The sequence below is a fragment of the Corynebacterium sp. HMSC073D01 genome (assembly GCF_001815555.1).
Taxonomy (GTDB): domain Bacteria; phylum Actinomycetota; class Actinomycetes; order Mycobacteriales; family Mycobacteriaceae; genus Corynebacterium; species Corynebacterium glucuronolyticum.
In genome coordinates this window covers 1-15,205 of the sequence record NZ_KV821083.1, presented here as the reverse complement: position 1 = coordinate 15,205, position 15,205 = coordinate 1, and the positions used below count along the sequence as shown (strand labels likewise).

Annotated in this window: 16 protein-coding genes and 1 tRNA gene; 7 read left to right on the top strand and 10 right to left on the bottom strand. The window is 56.3% G+C overall.

Annotated features, from left to right (window positions below; all coding sequences use genetic code 11):
* Positions 1 to 12: 12 nt before the first annotated feature.
* Positions 13 to 945 carry an ABC transporter permease gene (locus HMPREF3044_RS11580; protein ID WP_168167255.1) on the top strand — a complete coding sequence of 311 codons (933 nt, stop codon included), beginning with the start codon at positions 13 to 15 and terminating at the stop codon, positions 943 to 945.
* Positions 929 to 1,756 (top strand): ABC transporter ATP-binding protein, encoded by an 828-nt coding sequence (locus tag HMPREF3044_RS11575; RefSeq protein WP_070741889.1) that lies wholly within the window; start codon positions 929 to 931, stop codon positions 1,754 to 1,756. The genes HMPREF3044_RS11580 and HMPREF3044_RS11575 overlap by 17 nt, the downstream gene beginning before the upstream one ends.
* A 7-nt stretch (positions 1,757 to 1,763) precedes the next feature.
* Here HMPREF3044_RS11575 and HMPREF3044_RS11570 read toward each other — a convergent pair whose 3' ends face one another.
* From HMPREF3044_RS11570 to HMPREF3044_RS11550, 4 genes are all read right to left on the bottom strand, one after another.
* Positions 1,764 to 2,681, bottom strand: a complete 918-nt coding sequence (locus HMPREF3044_RS11570) for a hypothetical protein (protein WP_070741886.1) — start codon at positions 2,679 to 2,681, stop codon at positions 1,764 to 1,766.
* 366 nt (positions 2,682 to 3,047) lie between these two features.
* On the bottom strand, positions 3,048 to 3,578 hold the full coding sequence (locus HMPREF3044_RS11560; protein ID WP_141759695.1) for a DUF8185 domain-containing protein: 531 nt from the start codon (positions 3,576 to 3,578) through the stop codon (positions 3,048 to 3,050).
* Between the two features lie 50 nt (positions 3,579 to 3,628).
* On the bottom strand, positions 3,629 to 4,030 hold the full coding sequence (locus HMPREF3044_RS11555) for an acyl-CoA thioesterase (protein ID WP_371326126.1): 402 nt from the start codon (positions 4,028 to 4,030) through the stop codon (positions 3,629 to 3,631).
* A 199-nt stretch (positions 4,031 to 4,229) separates the two neighbouring features.
* Entirely contained in the window at positions 4,230 to 4,823 is a 594-nt protein-coding gene (locus HMPREF3044_RS11550) for an excalibur calcium-binding domain-containing protein (RefSeq protein WP_070741874.1), read from the bottom strand.
* 162 nt (positions 4,824 to 4,985) lie between these two features.
* Between HMPREF3044_RS11550 and HMPREF3044_RS11545 the strand changes: the two genes are divergently transcribed.
* Positions 4,986 to 6,077: an App1 family protein gene (locus HMPREF3044_RS11545; RefSeq protein WP_070741871.1), complete on the top strand. Its 1,092-nt coding sequence runs from the start codon at positions 4,986 to 4,988 to the stop codon at positions 6,075 to 6,077.
* A gap of 361 nt (positions 6,078 to 6,438) precedes the next feature.
* Here the strand turns inward: HMPREF3044_RS11545 and HMPREF3044_RS11540 are convergent, their stop codons facing one another.
* A complete protein-coding gene (locus tag HMPREF3044_RS11540) occupies positions 6,439 to 7,101 on the bottom strand; it encodes an HIRAN domain-containing protein (RefSeq protein WP_070741868.1) in 663 nt (220 codons plus the stop codon).
* Between the two features lie 358 nt (positions 7,102 to 7,459).
* Between HMPREF3044_RS11540 and HMPREF3044_RS11535 the strand changes: the two genes are divergently transcribed.
* From HMPREF3044_RS11535 to HMPREF3044_RS11525, 3 genes are read left to right on the top strand one after another with little or no spacing between them, the layout of a single operon-like run.
* Positions 7,460 to 7,858 carry a globin gene (locus HMPREF3044_RS11535; protein WP_005394377.1) on the top strand — a complete coding sequence of 133 codons (399 nt, stop codon included), beginning with the start codon at positions 7,460 to 7,462 and terminating at the stop codon, positions 7,856 to 7,858.
* Positions 7,859 to 7,892: 34 nt separating this feature from the next.
* Positions 7,893 to 8,267: a YidH family protein gene (locus tag HMPREF3044_RS11530; protein WP_005394376.1), complete on the top strand. Its 375-nt coding sequence runs from the start codon at positions 7,893 to 7,895 to the stop codon at positions 8,265 to 8,267.
* Complete coding sequence (locus HMPREF3044_RS11525) at positions 8,264 to 8,590, top strand: DUF202 domain-containing protein (protein ID WP_005389074.1); 327 nt, start codon at positions 8,264 to 8,266, stop codon at positions 8,588 to 8,590. Before HMPREF3044_RS11530 ends, HMPREF3044_RS11525 begins: the two co-directional genes overlap by 4 nt.
* A gap of 178 nt (positions 8,591 to 8,768) precedes the next feature.
* Here the strand turns inward: HMPREF3044_RS11525 and HMPREF3044_RS11520 are convergent, their stop codons facing one another.
* The 5 genes from HMPREF3044_RS11520 to HMPREF3044_RS11500 all read right to left on the bottom strand — a co-directional run bounded on the left by HMPREF3044_RS11520 (position 8,769) and on the right by HMPREF3044_RS11500 (position 15,036).
* Complete coding sequence (locus HMPREF3044_RS11520) at positions 8,769 to 9,575, bottom strand: NYN domain-containing protein (RefSeq protein WP_070741865.1); 807 nt, start codon at positions 9,573 to 9,575, stop codon at positions 8,769 to 8,771.
* Positions 9,576 to 9,978: 403 nt separating this feature from the next.
* Positions 9,979 to 11,646 (bottom strand): energy-dependent translational throttle protein EttA, encoded by a 1,668-nt coding sequence (gene ettA / locus HMPREF3044_RS11515; RefSeq protein ID WP_070741862.1) that lies wholly within the window; start codon positions 11,644 to 11,646, stop codon positions 9,979 to 9,981.
* A gap of 81 nt (positions 11,647 to 11,727) precedes the next feature.
* On the bottom strand, positions 11,728 to 12,336 hold the full coding sequence (locus HMPREF3044_RS11510) for a cation efflux transmembrane domain-containing protein (RefSeq protein WP_005394373.1): 609 nt from the start codon (positions 12,334 to 12,336) through the stop codon (positions 11,728 to 11,730).
* A gap of 29 nt (positions 12,337 to 12,365) precedes the next feature.
* Entirely contained in the window at positions 12,366 to 12,920 is a 555-nt protein-coding gene (locus tag HMPREF3044_RS11505; RefSeq protein ID WP_040428791.1) for a single-stranded DNA-binding protein, read from the bottom strand.
* Between the two features lie 127 nt (positions 12,921 to 13,047).
* Positions 13,048 to 15,036 (bottom strand): bifunctional copper resistance protein CopD/cytochrome c oxidase assembly protein, encoded by a 1,989-nt coding sequence (locus HMPREF3044_RS11500; RefSeq protein ID WP_005394371.1) that lies wholly within the window; start codon positions 15,034 to 15,036, stop codon positions 13,048 to 13,050.
* A gap of 60 nt (positions 15,037 to 15,096) precedes the next feature.
* Between HMPREF3044_RS11500 and HMPREF3044_RS11495 the strand changes: the two genes are divergently transcribed.
* Positions 15,097 to 15,170 (top strand) — tRNA-Arg (locus tag HMPREF3044_RS11495).
* Positions 15,171 to 15,205: the final 35 nt, after the last annotated feature.

Genomic DNA, 15,205 nt, shown 5'->3' with positions numbered 1-15,205 from the left:
GGAGAGATGATTTTGAGTAACACCTTTGATGAAGCTGCTTACAATCAATCAGACTCCCCGAATACAGATGCTTCAAAGACAGGAGACACTGAGGCTGCCGATACCATTCAGCTGAGCGGTAAAGACCTCTTCCAAATCGAGAGGCAGCCTGGTCTGCTGGCTTATTTTAGGAGCATTTGGCCGGCCCGTTTCTTCATATTTGCACACGCGAGGAGCGCCGCATTTAGCACAGGCAGAGGGACCTTCTTGGGAAAGCTGTGGCTAGTTCTTGATCCCATGTTGCAAGTTTTGATTTACGCTATTGTGTTCGGTCTCGTCCTCAGGACGCATCGCGGTATAGACAACTTCGTAGGTTTTCTAACAATCGGTGTCATCTATTTCCGCTTCCTAACTGAAGGGCTTACGAATGGTTCCGGACTAATTCAACGCAACAGATCCCTCATTACGTCGTTTAATTTCCCGCGAATAGCAGTACCGCTAGGCGTATCGATTCAAAGTTTCTTGGACGGACTGATACCTGCACTAGTAGCAGTGGTGATCGCTCTTGCTCTGCAGTTGCACAAGCCGATCTCTTGGAGCATTCTTTGGGTCCCGTTTCTATACTTACTGATCAGAGTTGGCGGAGCAGGAGCAACGATGATAACCGCCCGCCTGACCGCTCGAATCCCAGATATGCGCAGCGTTGTGAGGGTAATAACTCAGGGTTTGTTTTTCATTTCCGGAGTGTTCTATTCCCTTGAAAGGTTCGGAGACTCTCCCGTCGCTACGATCATGCGACTAAACCCTCTCTATCAATTTCTATTCGCGATTCGTAGTTGTGTTTTGGAAGGACAAGCTCCACCATTGGACACGATTCTCTACGTTTCCGCTTGGTCAGTTTTACTTCTAATTTTTGGGATTATTTTCTTCTGGAGGGACGAGGCGCGTTATGCCAGAATCAAATAAGATTGCCAGCGTCGTAGTCGACGAGGTTTCAAAGACCTTCAGAATAAATAAGGAGGGAAGCGAAGTCTCCGGTTTTTGGCGTCGCGATTTGAAGAGCGTGGAAGCTGTTAAACCGATGACCTTCGCAGCCTACGAAGGTGAAGCCGTAGGAATTCTCGGGCAGAATGGCTCCGGCAAGTCGACCTTGCTCTCAATGATTGCAGGTAACGAAGCACCAACTACGGGGAAGATTTACGTCTCTGCACGTCCGTCACTACTCAGTGTTTCCGCAGCTTTACAACCGCATCTGTCGGGGCTTCAAAATGTTCAACTTGGGTTGCTGGCGAAGGGGCTTTCTCCTGAAGAAGTTGAGGAACTCTGTCATCCTGTTGCTGAGTGGGCCGCAATCGGGGACGCGATACACAGGCCGATCAGTACCTACTCATCTGGTATGGCTGCTCGACTAAGGTTTTCAATTGCCACCGCTGTCAGGCCAGAAATTCTGCTAGTGGATGAAGCATTATCAACCGGAGATTCCACCTTCAATTCTCGTGCACAGGATCGCATGAACGAATTCCTCAACGGAACTTCAACCGTGTTCATCGTGTCCCATGCTCCGGCAACAATCCTTGCCCATTGCACCAGAGCGCTGTGGATCCACAAGGGTGAACTCATCACGGATCTCCCCGCAAAAATGGCTGTGAAATGGTACACGCGTTGGTCACGATTCAAAGCAAAAGGGAAAGAGGACGACGCAGCTGATCTCATTAAGATGCTGAAGAAGTTCTACAAGAAGCAGCGTATTGAATTTACTACGCCCCCACAGAATTAACCTCCGGTTATTTCTTTTCTTCCCGAATCATCTCAAAGATGTACTTGGTTGACGCACTGTCGATGGACTCAGGATTAAATTCCTTACTCAAGGTCAGTTTCTCTCGGATATGACCCCATTCTCCCCTACAGCTGATGGCGGTACGGAGTAAAGGTATCAAGACGAGTGATCCGGCTGCTCGGTGCCCCTTTCCCCATCGAACAAAATGGAGCATAAAGCGCTCGTCCTCGGGATTGATGTCTTCCAAGAACGGTATTAAGTGGCTTCTAACATGGGACCTGTCGCCCAGATTCTGTATGTACAGAACGGAATTCTTGAATCGCCGGGAATAGATCTCTCCCGTATCGTAAGCAAAACCGGGGTGAGACTCGCTGAAGTTCGGCCAAAACTTTTCCAAAAAGGGATCCACGAATGTGTCGAAGTATCTCAGCACATTGGTCTGCGGGTTAATAGCTATCGCCAGAGAATCATCGAATTGCGAGGAAAAGTAAAGCGAGGCGAAGCCACCGCCTGAAGCGCCAAAAAAGATCAAATGCCGATGAGGGGGCAATTGGCCGAGAATCTTCTGAAAAACCCGTACGAGATCTTCTTGCAAGTGGTGGTCTTCATCTCCGGCATACCAACCAAGCGTCAAGTCGGATTCCAAGACGGGATCCGAGACGTAGATCGCGTTTGCTCCAACTGATGAATTTAAATTCAGCCCATTGAAAACCGGAATCGTGGCATTGTCTTTTGCGATTGCAGCATGAAAATAAACGACTGTTGTTTCAGACTCATTATCCTCAACCAGAACATCCAGATTAAGACCACGGTACTTAATATTATTTAAACCGGTTACATTGTCTGCCTCAATAAAATCGTCAATGGAAGGGTAGGTGATAACCTCGTCCGTTCCAACATAACGCTCATAATTTCTTGTCCGCATAGTCGCTCTCCTTACACTGCTTGAAGCTAAGAATACTTCAGCAGCAAAGTCGCCTTCGGCCCTGCCCCGATGTCTTTCCGACCGTGAAGCTGGTGGACCTCTAGGTTGAAAACCAGAACGTCCAATCGATTATCCTCAGTCGAAAACGCACTGAATTGATCGTTATCCAGCTCAAAATCTTTTGGCTTTATCGCAATTTTCCGTCGATCTCTACCCACAAAAAGCTTCGAATAACCATGGTTTCAGATAGGGGAAAGCGTAGTCACCGACCTGAGCTCATAGGGACTGGAGTTTGTACCATTGCGTACTGTCCACCGACAGCATTGATCAGTCTATAATTCTGACCTGCGCAAAGCCGCACCTGGCCTAATTGTCCTGGGCCGGATACAGGGAGAGCTTTCCCCAGTACACCGTCCCGTTCATGCAGTCCACGCGGATCCACCTGCCTGCGTGGGATACACGCATGGGACTGGGAAAGAAACCAAGCGAATGGGAGGCAAGGATGACGCGGTTGGGGATGCCACGGCCAGAAACGGTGAGCGATTGTTGATCGAGAAGGCTCGCGGGAACCTTGGTCAACCCGCGGACCTGGTCGCGGATCGCCTCAGCAAAAGCTACTGCATCGTCGGCGCTCACCATATCCAACAGTTCAAACCCGGTTTCGGGAGGAAGCGCACCGGGCCACAGCCACGCTCCTTCATCGCATGGCTGTAGTCTCTCGTCATCGCGTTGCTGTCGGCTCTCGCCGTCGCGTTGCGTGTTATCCACGCTGCTGCCCTCAGCGTCGACAAGCGTGGAAACCTGGGTGGTGAGCTGCGAGACATCGGCGGGGACGGTGCGGCAGGCGAGGACGTCGAGAGGCGTGGCGACAAACACCTGTCGACCACGGGTGCGCACGAGAGGCCGTGTGTCGAGGGCGTGGGCGCGGGCGAGGACAGCGCGCTCGCTTACTTGGTGAGGATCTTCAACTCGTGGGCGGTGATGGCCTTGGGGCGGGCGGTCTTGACGTCGACGGAGATGTTGACTACTTCGATGACGGCGCAGACGTGGCCGGAGTGGTCGAGGACCTCCTGGCGGGTGTCAAAGCTCGTGTTACCCACGCGGATGACCTGCGTGCGTACCTCAGCCTCCTGCGTGTCCGGCATGATCGGGCGCATGAAATCGGCGGTGATCCGGCGTACGAAAACCGTGGGCATGTCGTAGCCGCGCGCGACGAACTCGTCTTGGGCGAACTTGACGCGGGCCTCCTGGGCGATCTCAATGTAGGAATTGTTATTCAGGTGGCCGTAGCGGTCAAAATCGCTCCAGCGCACGGGAATCGTCGTTGTGTGGATAGGTCCTTCGGTCACGTTCTTCTCCTTCAAGGCGTTGTAACGTATGACTTTAGTGATTTTTTCGGGATTGTCACTGGGGGCGTTACGCAGGGCGAGGGGAAATCTGTGCACACAAGCTTCTGGTTTGTCACTGTTGAGATACGTGGGCTAGTAAAAAGCCGTGTAACCAGAGCCTGAAAACCCTGGTTACACGGTTGAGTGGAAGGAGGATGTTTTACCTCGGGCGCTTTTCGCAGCCAACACCGTCGCCATCGCGATCAAGCCCGGAGCGGTAGCCCGGATCGCCACGGTGGATCGGGCGGCCAATGGTGTTCCACACGTCGCGGCAGTTGGAGTAGTACCGCTCAGACGGGGCGGGCTTCGGAGCTGGCTGGGGTGCTGGCGCAGGAGCGGGTGGTGCAGGGGCCGGCGCAGGGGAAGGTTCCGGAGCAGGAGCAGGTGCGGGTTTTGGTTCAGGTGCAGGGGCCGGCGGTGCTGGCGGAGCTGGTGGTTCCGGAGGGCCGGGAATGATGCCAGGCAGCGGATTCGGGATGATGCGCTGCTGGATTGCCCAGTAGCCGGCGCCGAGGGCAGCAGCCACGACACCAACGACAGAAACTACGATCGCGGCGATGACCTCCGGGGCGAGCTCTTCCTCCGTTTCCTTGGCAGGCTTCGTACCAGTGGTGGTGGCGGCCCTTACGTCGGTGGTTGTGCTGATTGTCGTTGTGGGAAGGGTGTCGGCAACGCTGGTCTCAGGCGCTACTGCCTGCGCCTGCACTGCACCTAGGGTGAGTGCGCAGGTGAGAATAATGGGAACTGTTTTCATGGTAAAAATTTTAGTTTAGATTGTACGTTTCCTGTTAATTGTCCGAAATTTTTCAGCCTTTTTCCTGATAGCCCTCCCCCACTACCCACCGCACCGTTTCGCGGCGAGGGCGAGGGATGATCGTCGACAAGCAAAAAGTACGGTGACCGGTATCATGGAGCTATGGCTGTGTCGGATGTCGCGCGGCGAATTGAGTCCGCGATCAACGCTTTTGGAAACGCCCGTACGCGCAAGGCGGGGTGGGTGCCGTCGATAACAGGTTTCTCCGGGTACGGGAGCGTGGACAAGGCGCACGTGCTCGGGAGGGTGCTCATGGTGGACCCCGACGAGGACGACGACGACCCCACATTCATTCCCCCAAGCACGCACACGCCTCTCGGGTTCATTGAGGAGATGGAGCACAGAGCTCGGCGCGCCTCTGCGGAGGCGAAGCGGGGTTTTAGACAGTTCTTTACAGTCCAGGTCGGCGACCTCCCCGTGCGGGTGACGTGCGGGAAACAGACGGTGGAAACCTTCACCAACCCCAACGGCTACATCGACATTCGTGTGTTCAACCACGGGCTGGAGCCTGGCTGGCACGAGGTGACCATCGAAGCCGAGGGCGCGAAAACGGTGACGGGGCGAGTGCTCATCGTCTCCCCCGAGGCGCGCGTGGGGCTCGTGTCCGATATCGATGACACCATCATGGTGACCAAACTCCCCAGGGCGCTGCAGGCGGCGTGGATCTCCTGGGTGCGCCACACCAACACGCGCAAGCCTGTGCCCGGGATGGGTGCCTTCTACGAGCACGTGCTTACCGGGCACCCCGGCGCGCCCGTGTTTTACCTCTCCACCGGCGCCTGGAACACGTACGAGATGCTGGAGAACTTCCTCACCCTGCACAAACTTCCCGTGGGGCCGATGCTGCTGACGGACTGGGGGCCGACGCCGACGGGCCTGTTCCGCTCCGGGCAGGAACACAAGAAGGTGCAGTTGCGGAACCTGTTTTTGGAGTTTCCGGAGATCAACTGGGTGCTCGTGGGCGACGACGGGCAGCACGACCCGCTTATTTACGGCGAGGCGTCGAGCGACCATCCCGACCGGATCGCCGGCGTGGCGATCAGGGAGCTCACCCCGGGCGAGCACCTCGCCTCCCACGGCTCGCTGACGACGATGATGCAGCCGGATCCGTCGCGGCCGAAGAGCATTCCCGTGATCTCTGGCGGGGATGGGTATGCGCTGATGAGGGAGTATGATCGGAAGCCGTTTGTGTAGCGGTTTTGGTTGGGTTCCGGCGGTTTTGTGTTTTGTGGTGTGGCGTTAATTACTGAGCGCTCGGATGGGGATTGGGCGTTTTCCCCAGATTTTCTGATCCATGACTGCTACGCGGGGAGAGGCGTTCCGTCGCTCGGGAGTCGCTTTTACGATGTGGGCCGGCCCGTAACCAAGTTTCCCGCTTAACTTCCCACAAGCTTCCCGCTGTGGGAAGTTAAGTGGGGAAGTTCCGCGACCATGTAATCAAAGCGCTTCCTGTAGAGGGTGCATTAGTGCCTGGACTCTGAGAGCAGAAGAGCCCCTTCTCACCTCCTGGAGGGAAGAATCAAATACTCTCTTCCCCGCTCTTGTACGGCGCGTGCTAAAAGATCAAGATCAGCACGACTATCACCGCAACCACTGCAAGGATGGTGGCACACCCATTCCGCATATCAGTCTTTGCTACCTCCTGCGACTGATCGTCCGGGGTCTTAAACGCCTTGATTGCCCTGCCCAGCTTCGTTTGCGAGTCCATCTCTCGCTGAGCCTCATACTCAGCGTTCATCTGCGCGCGTCGAGCTTTCTCCCTCTCACGATCTTCATCCGTAAATGCAGATGTCGGATCGGCAGGCACCCTATGAAATGCACGAGGAAGTTCCGCCCAATTCGCTTCATCTGGAATGTCGGCATCATCGGGCAGGTGTTTCTCATTAGAAGAGAGGTAAAGGGAAACATCGAAGAAGTCATTGGCAGGATTCTTGTAGACCTTTGCGTCTACGCGAGCAATGTAGCCACCCGCTGAGATACGACCAATTAAATCTCGATAGTTGTGGGTACGTTCTTTCGGAATGTATCCGATGACTGATCCTTTGTAGCGCACACTGATCGCATAGTGGTCGTAGGGGTTATCTGGCTCGGGAATAAGCTCCAAAGAATGGATACCACTAGGAACGTTGCGGAGAACATCCCTGTGGTAGTACTCCCCTTTAACCTTCACTGTTGGTCTCTGCGTCGGGATGAGGTCTATAAATCGTGAGCCAGCCATGATTCAAGTGTCTGGCAAGAAAGTCGCAACTTCAACCACAACTGTCGAAATCTCGTAGAGTCTGCCACAATACCCTCCAGAACTCCCTGTCAAACCACTCACCGCGTAATCGCTTCTGACAACCAAGTGGCACGGGGAATCCGACCGCACACAAGCTTCCCACCTAACTTCCCACAAGCTTCCCACGGTGGGAAGTTAAGTGGGAAGCTAGTGGTAAGTTCGACTATTAAGCCTGTTCAAGAGCTATTTATCCCCGTTGTCAACTTTCCACCCAGCTTCCCACTTGTGTGAAGATGAGTGGGGAGCTCACCACTCAGTTGCTGGCGATGCCCCGCGCTCTCGCTTGTATACTGCCCTTATGGATCTCGGCACACCTGACAGCAGCGACCGCTCCTTGACTATCTACGAGTTGCTCGGCGAAGACTACTTCCACCGCCTGGCGGCAGCCTTTTATGAGGGCGTGAAAGAGGACGAGGTGCTTCTCCCCATGTACCCCGAGGAGGATCTCAGCGGTGCGCAGGATCGCCTCACCTGGTTTCTCATCCAGTACTTCGGCGGTCCCGCCCTCTTCAACCAGAACCGCGGCGCGCCGATGCTCCGCCGCAGGCACACGCCGTACGAAGTGACAGAGGAAGCCCAAGAGCACTGGCTGGCGTGCATGCGTCGAGCACTCGATGTTGCTGAAACTCCGGACACGCTGCGTCCGCAGATGGAGGCCTACTTCACGCGCGCTGCTGCAGCGATGCGGAATCGGTAGCCCTGCTCACCTCCCCCACCCTTACAATGGAATCGTGACCGACTCATCTGACCGCTCAGCCCTGGCGCGGGCTGTCTTTCCTGACGGGAAGGAACCTGACCCGCGCTTTACCCTCGCAAACGAGCGCACGTTCCTCGCGTGGACGCGCACGTCGTTGGCGTTTCTTGCCGGCGGGGTGGCCATCGAGGCGTTCCCCATCGCGGGGCTCGGGCCGACGGTTCGTATGTGGTTGGCGGTGTTCGTCACGGCGGTCGGTATGTTCATCGCGGGCGGTGCGGCTTTCCGTTGGGTACGCGTGGAGCGCGCCATGCGCAATGAGAAGCCTCTGCCCATGCCCGCCATCGTCCCGCTTTTGTCCGCTGCAGCGTTTGTTGCCTGCGCCGTCGTGATCGTGTTGTTCCTGCGATGAGTACGCTTCCTACACACGACGACCCGGGACTTCAGCCGGAACGAACCACGCTGTCCTGGTCACGTACAGTGCTGGCTACGTGCGTGTGCTCAGCCACGCTGGTTAAGTTCGTTGAGACCTTTGGCCCCGCTGTCTTCATCGCGGTTTTTGTGCTGCTCTTAGGAGCGGTCGCGATCCTGGTCACACAGCGACACCGCTACGCCGTGAAGGTGAAGGGCATCAACGACGATGCCGTCGAGCCGAACGCCATCGGGGTTCTGAGCTTGACGAGCCTCGTCCTATGCTTTGGGGCGATAACGATCACGCTCATGGTGAGTAGTTGACCCTCTGCGGGATAAAGACGGATTGTCCGACTGTGGAGCGTTTCAGCCTTTCTAGAAGAAATACGTTGCGATACATTTGGAGTCAATGGGCTGATAGGTCGTGAATTGGCCATTCGAAATTCTTTATCGCCACGCGGTCAACCTTTTTTACAGAACAACAGTTGTGTCTCCGCTTTTGTTATGCTCCGCTTTCTCGGTTCCGTAGGTCAATTGCTTCCTTTCCGGCTTTTTCTTCATCTGACTTTCCGCCGGATTTAAAAAGCGGTTCGTTTTGAGCATTTGGTTCCTTTGGCACACAGCTTCGAACTCCGTCCACATGTTCGCTCAGGCTAGGGGCTATATTTGCCCACATTGGGTCAAGGATAAAATCAATTCCCATTCGTCTTGCGTGTTTCGCGGCCGGAACGAAATCGCTGTCTCCCGTTATCATGACGATCTGGTTGACTATTCCTTGCTGAGCGAGTGAAGCGATGTCGAGCCCAATTCGCATATCTACGCCTTTTTGGTTGATATCGAGCGAGAAATCGTCCTCGGTGAGGTCTTTGACCTGAATCTTTCCAGCGCAGAGCTTCTTCACGGTTTCTGGCTTAAGCAAATAACCATTTTGTGTACGAAGTTCTTCGCCACGTCGCAGAGCAACCTTCCTCTTATGAATTAATTCCTCAAAAAAGGTGATTGACCACTTGTATTGAGGTGTCTTGGCAAGGTTTACCTGTTTCTTGAGCAACGGGTGATATAGAACTTTCTCAGAAGGAGGGCAATCGTAATAGAAGATGCGGTATAAGTTAGCATTTGATTTTTCGATATGCCTTCGGGCGTAAGCAACCAGCTCCTTTGCACGGGCGACAGGATCCTTATCACCGAAAAGACTATATGCCCTTCGACGGTAAAAACCTCCATCAATAAGAATCGCAGTTATGGTTGGTACCTGGGAAAACGGGGGTTCGTTTACTTCCGCAGATTTGTGCTTCGCATGCCGAGCCATTACAGCCTTCCGAGAAATAATTAAGCCCTAGTCATCGGCGCTCTCCTGATAGTGGAGGGCCAACGGCTCGGGCTACTAACGGATATTATACCGACCTTTCGTCGCCGTCAAAAAGAAATTCTAGGACGTGTCGCTGAATGATGCAGTCTAGCCAAGTTACAACACGCTCCCTCCAATTTCATTGTTTTCCATTCACGTCTACGGGAATTGGCATCGAGCAAGACACTCGTACAAATTTACTGAAATTGCCCTATTTGGAAAAAATTTGGCCACTGGTTTTGCTGTATCCGTCTAAAACACGGATCAAAGGGATGGGAAACCGAGACTAAAAGCCCCTCGCTAAACACGAAAAAACGGGATGCACGTCGCGCTAGCGGCGTGCATCCCGTCGTCGACAAGCTTCTTAACGGGTGAGCTTGCGGTGAACAGCGGTGGGGCGGGCGGCGTCGGGGCCGAGGCGCTCAACCTTGTTCTTCTCGTAGTCCTCGAAGTTACCCTCGAACCAGAACCACTTGCCCTCCTCGAAGTTGCCCTCCCAGGCGAGGATGTGGGTACAGGTGCGGTCGAGGAACCAGCGGTCGTGGGAGATGACCACGGCGCAGCCCGGGAACTTGGTGAGGGCGTTTTCCAGGCTGGACAGGGTCTCGACGTCGAGGTCGTTGGTCGGCTCGTCGAGGAGGATGAGGTTGCCGCCCTTCTTCAGCGTCAGCGCGAGGTTGAGGCGGTTGCGCTCACCACCGGAGAGGACGCCGGCAGGCTTCTGCTGGTCCGGGCCCTTGAAACCGAAGGCGGAAATGTAGGCGCGGGACGGCATCTCGTTTTGGCCGACGTGGATGTAATCGAGGCCGTCGGACACAACCTCCCACACCGTCTTCTCCGGGTCGATGTTCTCACGGTTCTGGTCGACGTAGCTGAGCTTCACCGTCTGACCAACCTTGACCTCACCGGAATCCGGCTCCTCCAAGCCGACGATCGTCTTGAACAGGGTGGTCTTGCCCACACCGTTGGGACCGATGACGCCGACGATGCCGTTACGCGGCAGGGTGAAAGAGAGATCCTTGATGAGCGTGCGCCCATCGAAGCCCTTGTACAGGTTCTTGACCTCCACAACCTGGTTGCCCAGACGTGGCGGGGTCGGGATCTGGATTTCCTCGAAGTCGAGCTTCTTGTACTTCTCGGCCTCCGCGGCCATTTCCTCGTAGCGCTCCAGACGGGCCTTGTTCTTGGCCTGGCGGGCCTTCGCACCGGAGCGGACCCACTTGAGTTCGTCCTTCAAGCGCTTTTGCAGCTTGGCATCCTTCTTGCCGGCGACCTCGAGGCGCTCGGCCTTGGTCTCCAGGTAGGTGGAGTAGTTGCCCTTGTAGGGGTAGAGCTGACCGCGGTCGACCTCACAGATCCACTCGGCGACGTGGTCGAGGAAGTAGCGGTCGTGGGTCACGGCGAGGACGGCGCCCGGGTACTTCTGCAGGTGCTGCTCCAACCAGAGAACGCTCTCGGCGTCGAGGTGGTTGGTGGGCTCGTCGAGAAGCAGAAGATCCGGCTCGGAGAGCAGGAGCTTGGCAAGTGCCACGCGGCGGCGCTCACCACCGGAGAGGTTCGTAACCGGGGAGTCGCCGGGCGGGCAGCGCAGCGCATCCATAGCCTGGTCGATCTTGGAATCGATCTCCCACGCGTCGGCCGCATCCAGCTCCGTCTGCAACGTGCCCATTTCCTCCATGAGCTCGTCGGTGTAATTCGTCGCCATTTCCTCGGCGATCTTCTCGTAGCGCTGCAGCTTCTCGTAAATCTCGCCGAGGCCCTCTTCCACGTTTCCGCGGACGGTCTTCTCCTCGTTGAGCGGCGGCTCCTGCAGGAGAATGCCGACGGTGGCACCCGGATCGAGGAAGGCCTCACCGTTGGACGGGTGGTCAAGCCCGGCCATAATCTTCAAGATGGAGGACTTACCAGCGCCGTTGGGGCCGACCACACCGATCTTTGCCCCGGGGTAAAACGCCATGGTGACGTTGTCCAAGATCACCTTGTCGCCGTGCGCCTTCCGCACGTTCTTCATCGTGTAAATAAATTCACCCACTGGGTTCAACGCCTTTCTTGTCTAACCCTCGTAATTCCTCCGCTAAGGCTACCGTATTCCGCGGTTCGGTTCGACTTCGTTTTAGTCGTCGTCGAACTCCCCTGCCTTCGCCTTGGCGGCGAGCTCCTCCTCGGTGGCGGCCTCCCACACTTCCTTGGCCGCGCTCACGTTGAGCGCGATGATGACCACGCCGAGAATAATGTCGGGCCAGCCGGACGCCGTCCAGTACGTCACAAACCCGCAGGCGATGATGAGAAGGTTCACGATTACATCGTTGCGGGCGATGAGGAACGCACCGCGCGTCATGGAACCACCGTGGTGGCGCACACGCATGAGGATGAGGGAGCAGGCAAGGTTCACCACTGCTGCCCCGCCTGCCGTAGCGGCGAGCGCCCACGGATCCGGTACCACTGGATTCAACGCCTTTAGGATGGCTTGTATTCCCGCTACCAGCGCGGGAAGGCAGATGATGAACGTCATAATCTTGCCCACAAGCGCCCTGCGCTTCAGTGACCACCCAAGCGCGATGACGATGAGGGTGTTAACAAACGCGTCCTCAAGGAAGTCAACGGAGTCCGCGATGAGGGACACCGATGAAATGGCAATCGCCACGCCGAACTCCACGAAGAAGTACGCGAAGTTCAGCGCGGCGACAATGATCAGGGTTTTCTTCAACGTCTCGGTAGGCATGGTGGTCTATTCTACCCACCGAGGTTCAGCTACGCGGCGTTGCTGGAGGGGTTCACCCGCGCACGCTCCCGATTGACTTGTGGTTGCTGGCCTTGCTGCGTTTGCTTCTGACGTTGCTGTTGCTGGTGCTGTTCCACCAGTTTTTTCAGCCGCTTTTGCGCTGTCTCCTCAGCGAGATCCATCATTTCTCCCCGAGAAATGAATGCCTCACGCAGCAGATCGGGACCCACGTGGTAGGCCCGGCAGCGGATGATGGAGCGCCTGACGGTCTTGTCCCCCTCAACCTTCTCCTCCCACGAGGATGTGACGATCTTGCCACTGATGACCACAGGTGAACCGATGTTGAGCGTCGAGTTGACGTTCTTGGCCAGCTCACCCCAGCACTCCACGCCGATGTAAAGCACATCGGCGGAGTCATAGATGGGCCGATTGTCTTCGTCGGTTTGTCCCGTCGGGATCTTCTTGTCGCACGCGACGCGGAAGGTGCAGACCTGTGTTGCGGACATACCTTTATTTGCTGGAATATCCTTCAGCTCCAGCTTGCTGCAGATGTTACCCACGAGGGTGACATTGGTGGTTGACATGGTGAATATGTGCCTTTCTGGTTGGCGGTGTGCAGTTGCACTACCAGAAAACAGGCACATGCCGACCCCCGCAACAGGGGCCGGCATGGTTATTCCGATACCTGTGGATAACGAGCGAATTCCACAGCTATTTTTTGATTTCTTTGTTGAAGTATTCCGCGTCGGGAACCTCACCGCGATGCATCTGTTCCAAGTACTCGTTGTAGGCGCGCAGGTCAGCGTCGTCATTAATGATGGCGCGCTCCTCATACTCAGCCTGTTCCTTCTTGTCCTCCGTAAACCACCGCCATAGCAGCGCACCGAAGACAATAATGAGCGGGAACTGCCCGGCAGCCCACGCAATGCCACCGCCGACGCGCTGATCCCAGAGCAAATCCGGGTTCCACGGCAGTTGCAGCGCGTTGTAAAAGTCGAAAGCCATGACATCGCCGAGTTGCATGAGGTAGATACCGAAATACATGTGGAACGGCAGGGAGATCATGAGCCACCAGAGATTATTCATGGGCTTGTGACCATGCGGGTGCTCGTCGACGCCGATGAGCTGCCAGTAGTAGAAGGTGCCGGATAGGATGAACACCACGTTCATCCCGAGATGCCCGGCGTGCTCCCAGACGAGGTACTCGTACAGCGGGGTGACATAGAGGATGTAGTACACCACAACGAACTGCACAGTGTTGAACCCCGGGTGCATGATCACCTTCATAAGGCGGCAGTTCACGAGGGCATCAATGATGTACTCGATATCCTCGCCCTTATGCGTCTCCTTGATGAGGGTGAGCGGACCACCGAGAACCCAGAAGACGGGAACGCCCATGGAGAGGATCATGTGTCCCACCATGTGCATGGAGAAGCTGGCCGGGATGTACATGCCGATGCCGCTACACATGGTGAGCAGCAGCATCGCGCAGCCGATCATGTACCACATGGTGCGCTGCCACGGCCAGTAGGAGTGCTTGCGCACGTTCCACAGGTAGATGGCGGCGAGCACGATGGCGATCGTGCCAAACATGAGGTCAAAGCGCCACATCGTCCACACATTCCAGAAAGTGGTGGGGATTTCCAGACGATAGCCGATGAGAATATCCATGGAGTTGATATCCACCGTGCGCGGAGGCGGGGGCGGGGTGCGACCGAGGGACACTGCAAGACCCGTGATCACCGCCATGACGATTACCTCGACAACGGCGATGCGAGTAAACAGTTCGGGTTTTTCCTTGAGATACGGCATCGTTCGCTCGCGGTGGAGGTAGCCCAGCACGCCACAGACGAGGATGAGAACGGTCTTTCCCACCAGCACGAGGCCGTATCCGGAGGTGAACCAGTCCATAAAGTGGAGGCGGATGCCGGCGTTGATGAGGCCGGAGGCAGCCATGGCGATGATCGCCACGAGGGCCATCGGAGAAAACCTCTTCACGGCAAGGTCAAGCTCCGGTCCGCGCCTGCGCGCGTGGGCGACGAGAGCCATGAGCCCGCCGACCCACAGGACAAGAAAGAGCAGATGCCAGAGGTAGGAGTTCGTACCGTAGTCGTGGTTACCACCGGTAGCCGAGTGCCCCTCGAGACCAAGCGGGACGATGGTAAGGATCGCCCCCACCAGCAAAAACGGGGTGGGTAGCCAGCGGCGGACGACCAGGCCTGCAGCTCCCGTGATGAACGCGAAGATGGCGACCCACTCGAACGCGAGGGATGTGGATACCTGGTCGATGGCGACCGGCCACATGGCGGGCTGGAGGGTTTTTGTAAGCGGTTCCCCGGAGACGTCGGAAAGGTAAAGAGGAATCATGAACGCAGCGATGAGCGCCCAAGCGAGCATCGCCCAGCTCCCCGAGCGGACGGCGATTGCCCCGTCGACGGTGAGCCGCGTGGTGGGGAGCTCCGTGCGCTCCTGCGGGTGGATGAAAAACGCCGCCAGAAGGTAGTTTCCCACGCCCAGGCACGCGAGCATGAGGCCCGCCGCGCGGAAGAAGGGGAGACCCGCCGTGGTGGCCGGCCCTGGATCGGGAATGCCCAATGCCGCCAGGGACTGAGCGAGGAACACGGTGGACACGATGACACCGATAATTCCCGCTACCACGACAAAGACGGTGTAGACCGGGAGTGAGCGCCGAGCTTTCATACTAGACAGGCTAACCCGTATTCTGATTTTGCGATAACTAAGGGTACGATGTTATCCACTGCCCCAGTAGCTCAGCGGATTAGAGCATCCGGTTTCTACCCGGCTGGTCGCGGGTTCGAATCCTGTCTGGGGCGCAATGTGATCAGTCGGGACATAGTTGACACTATCA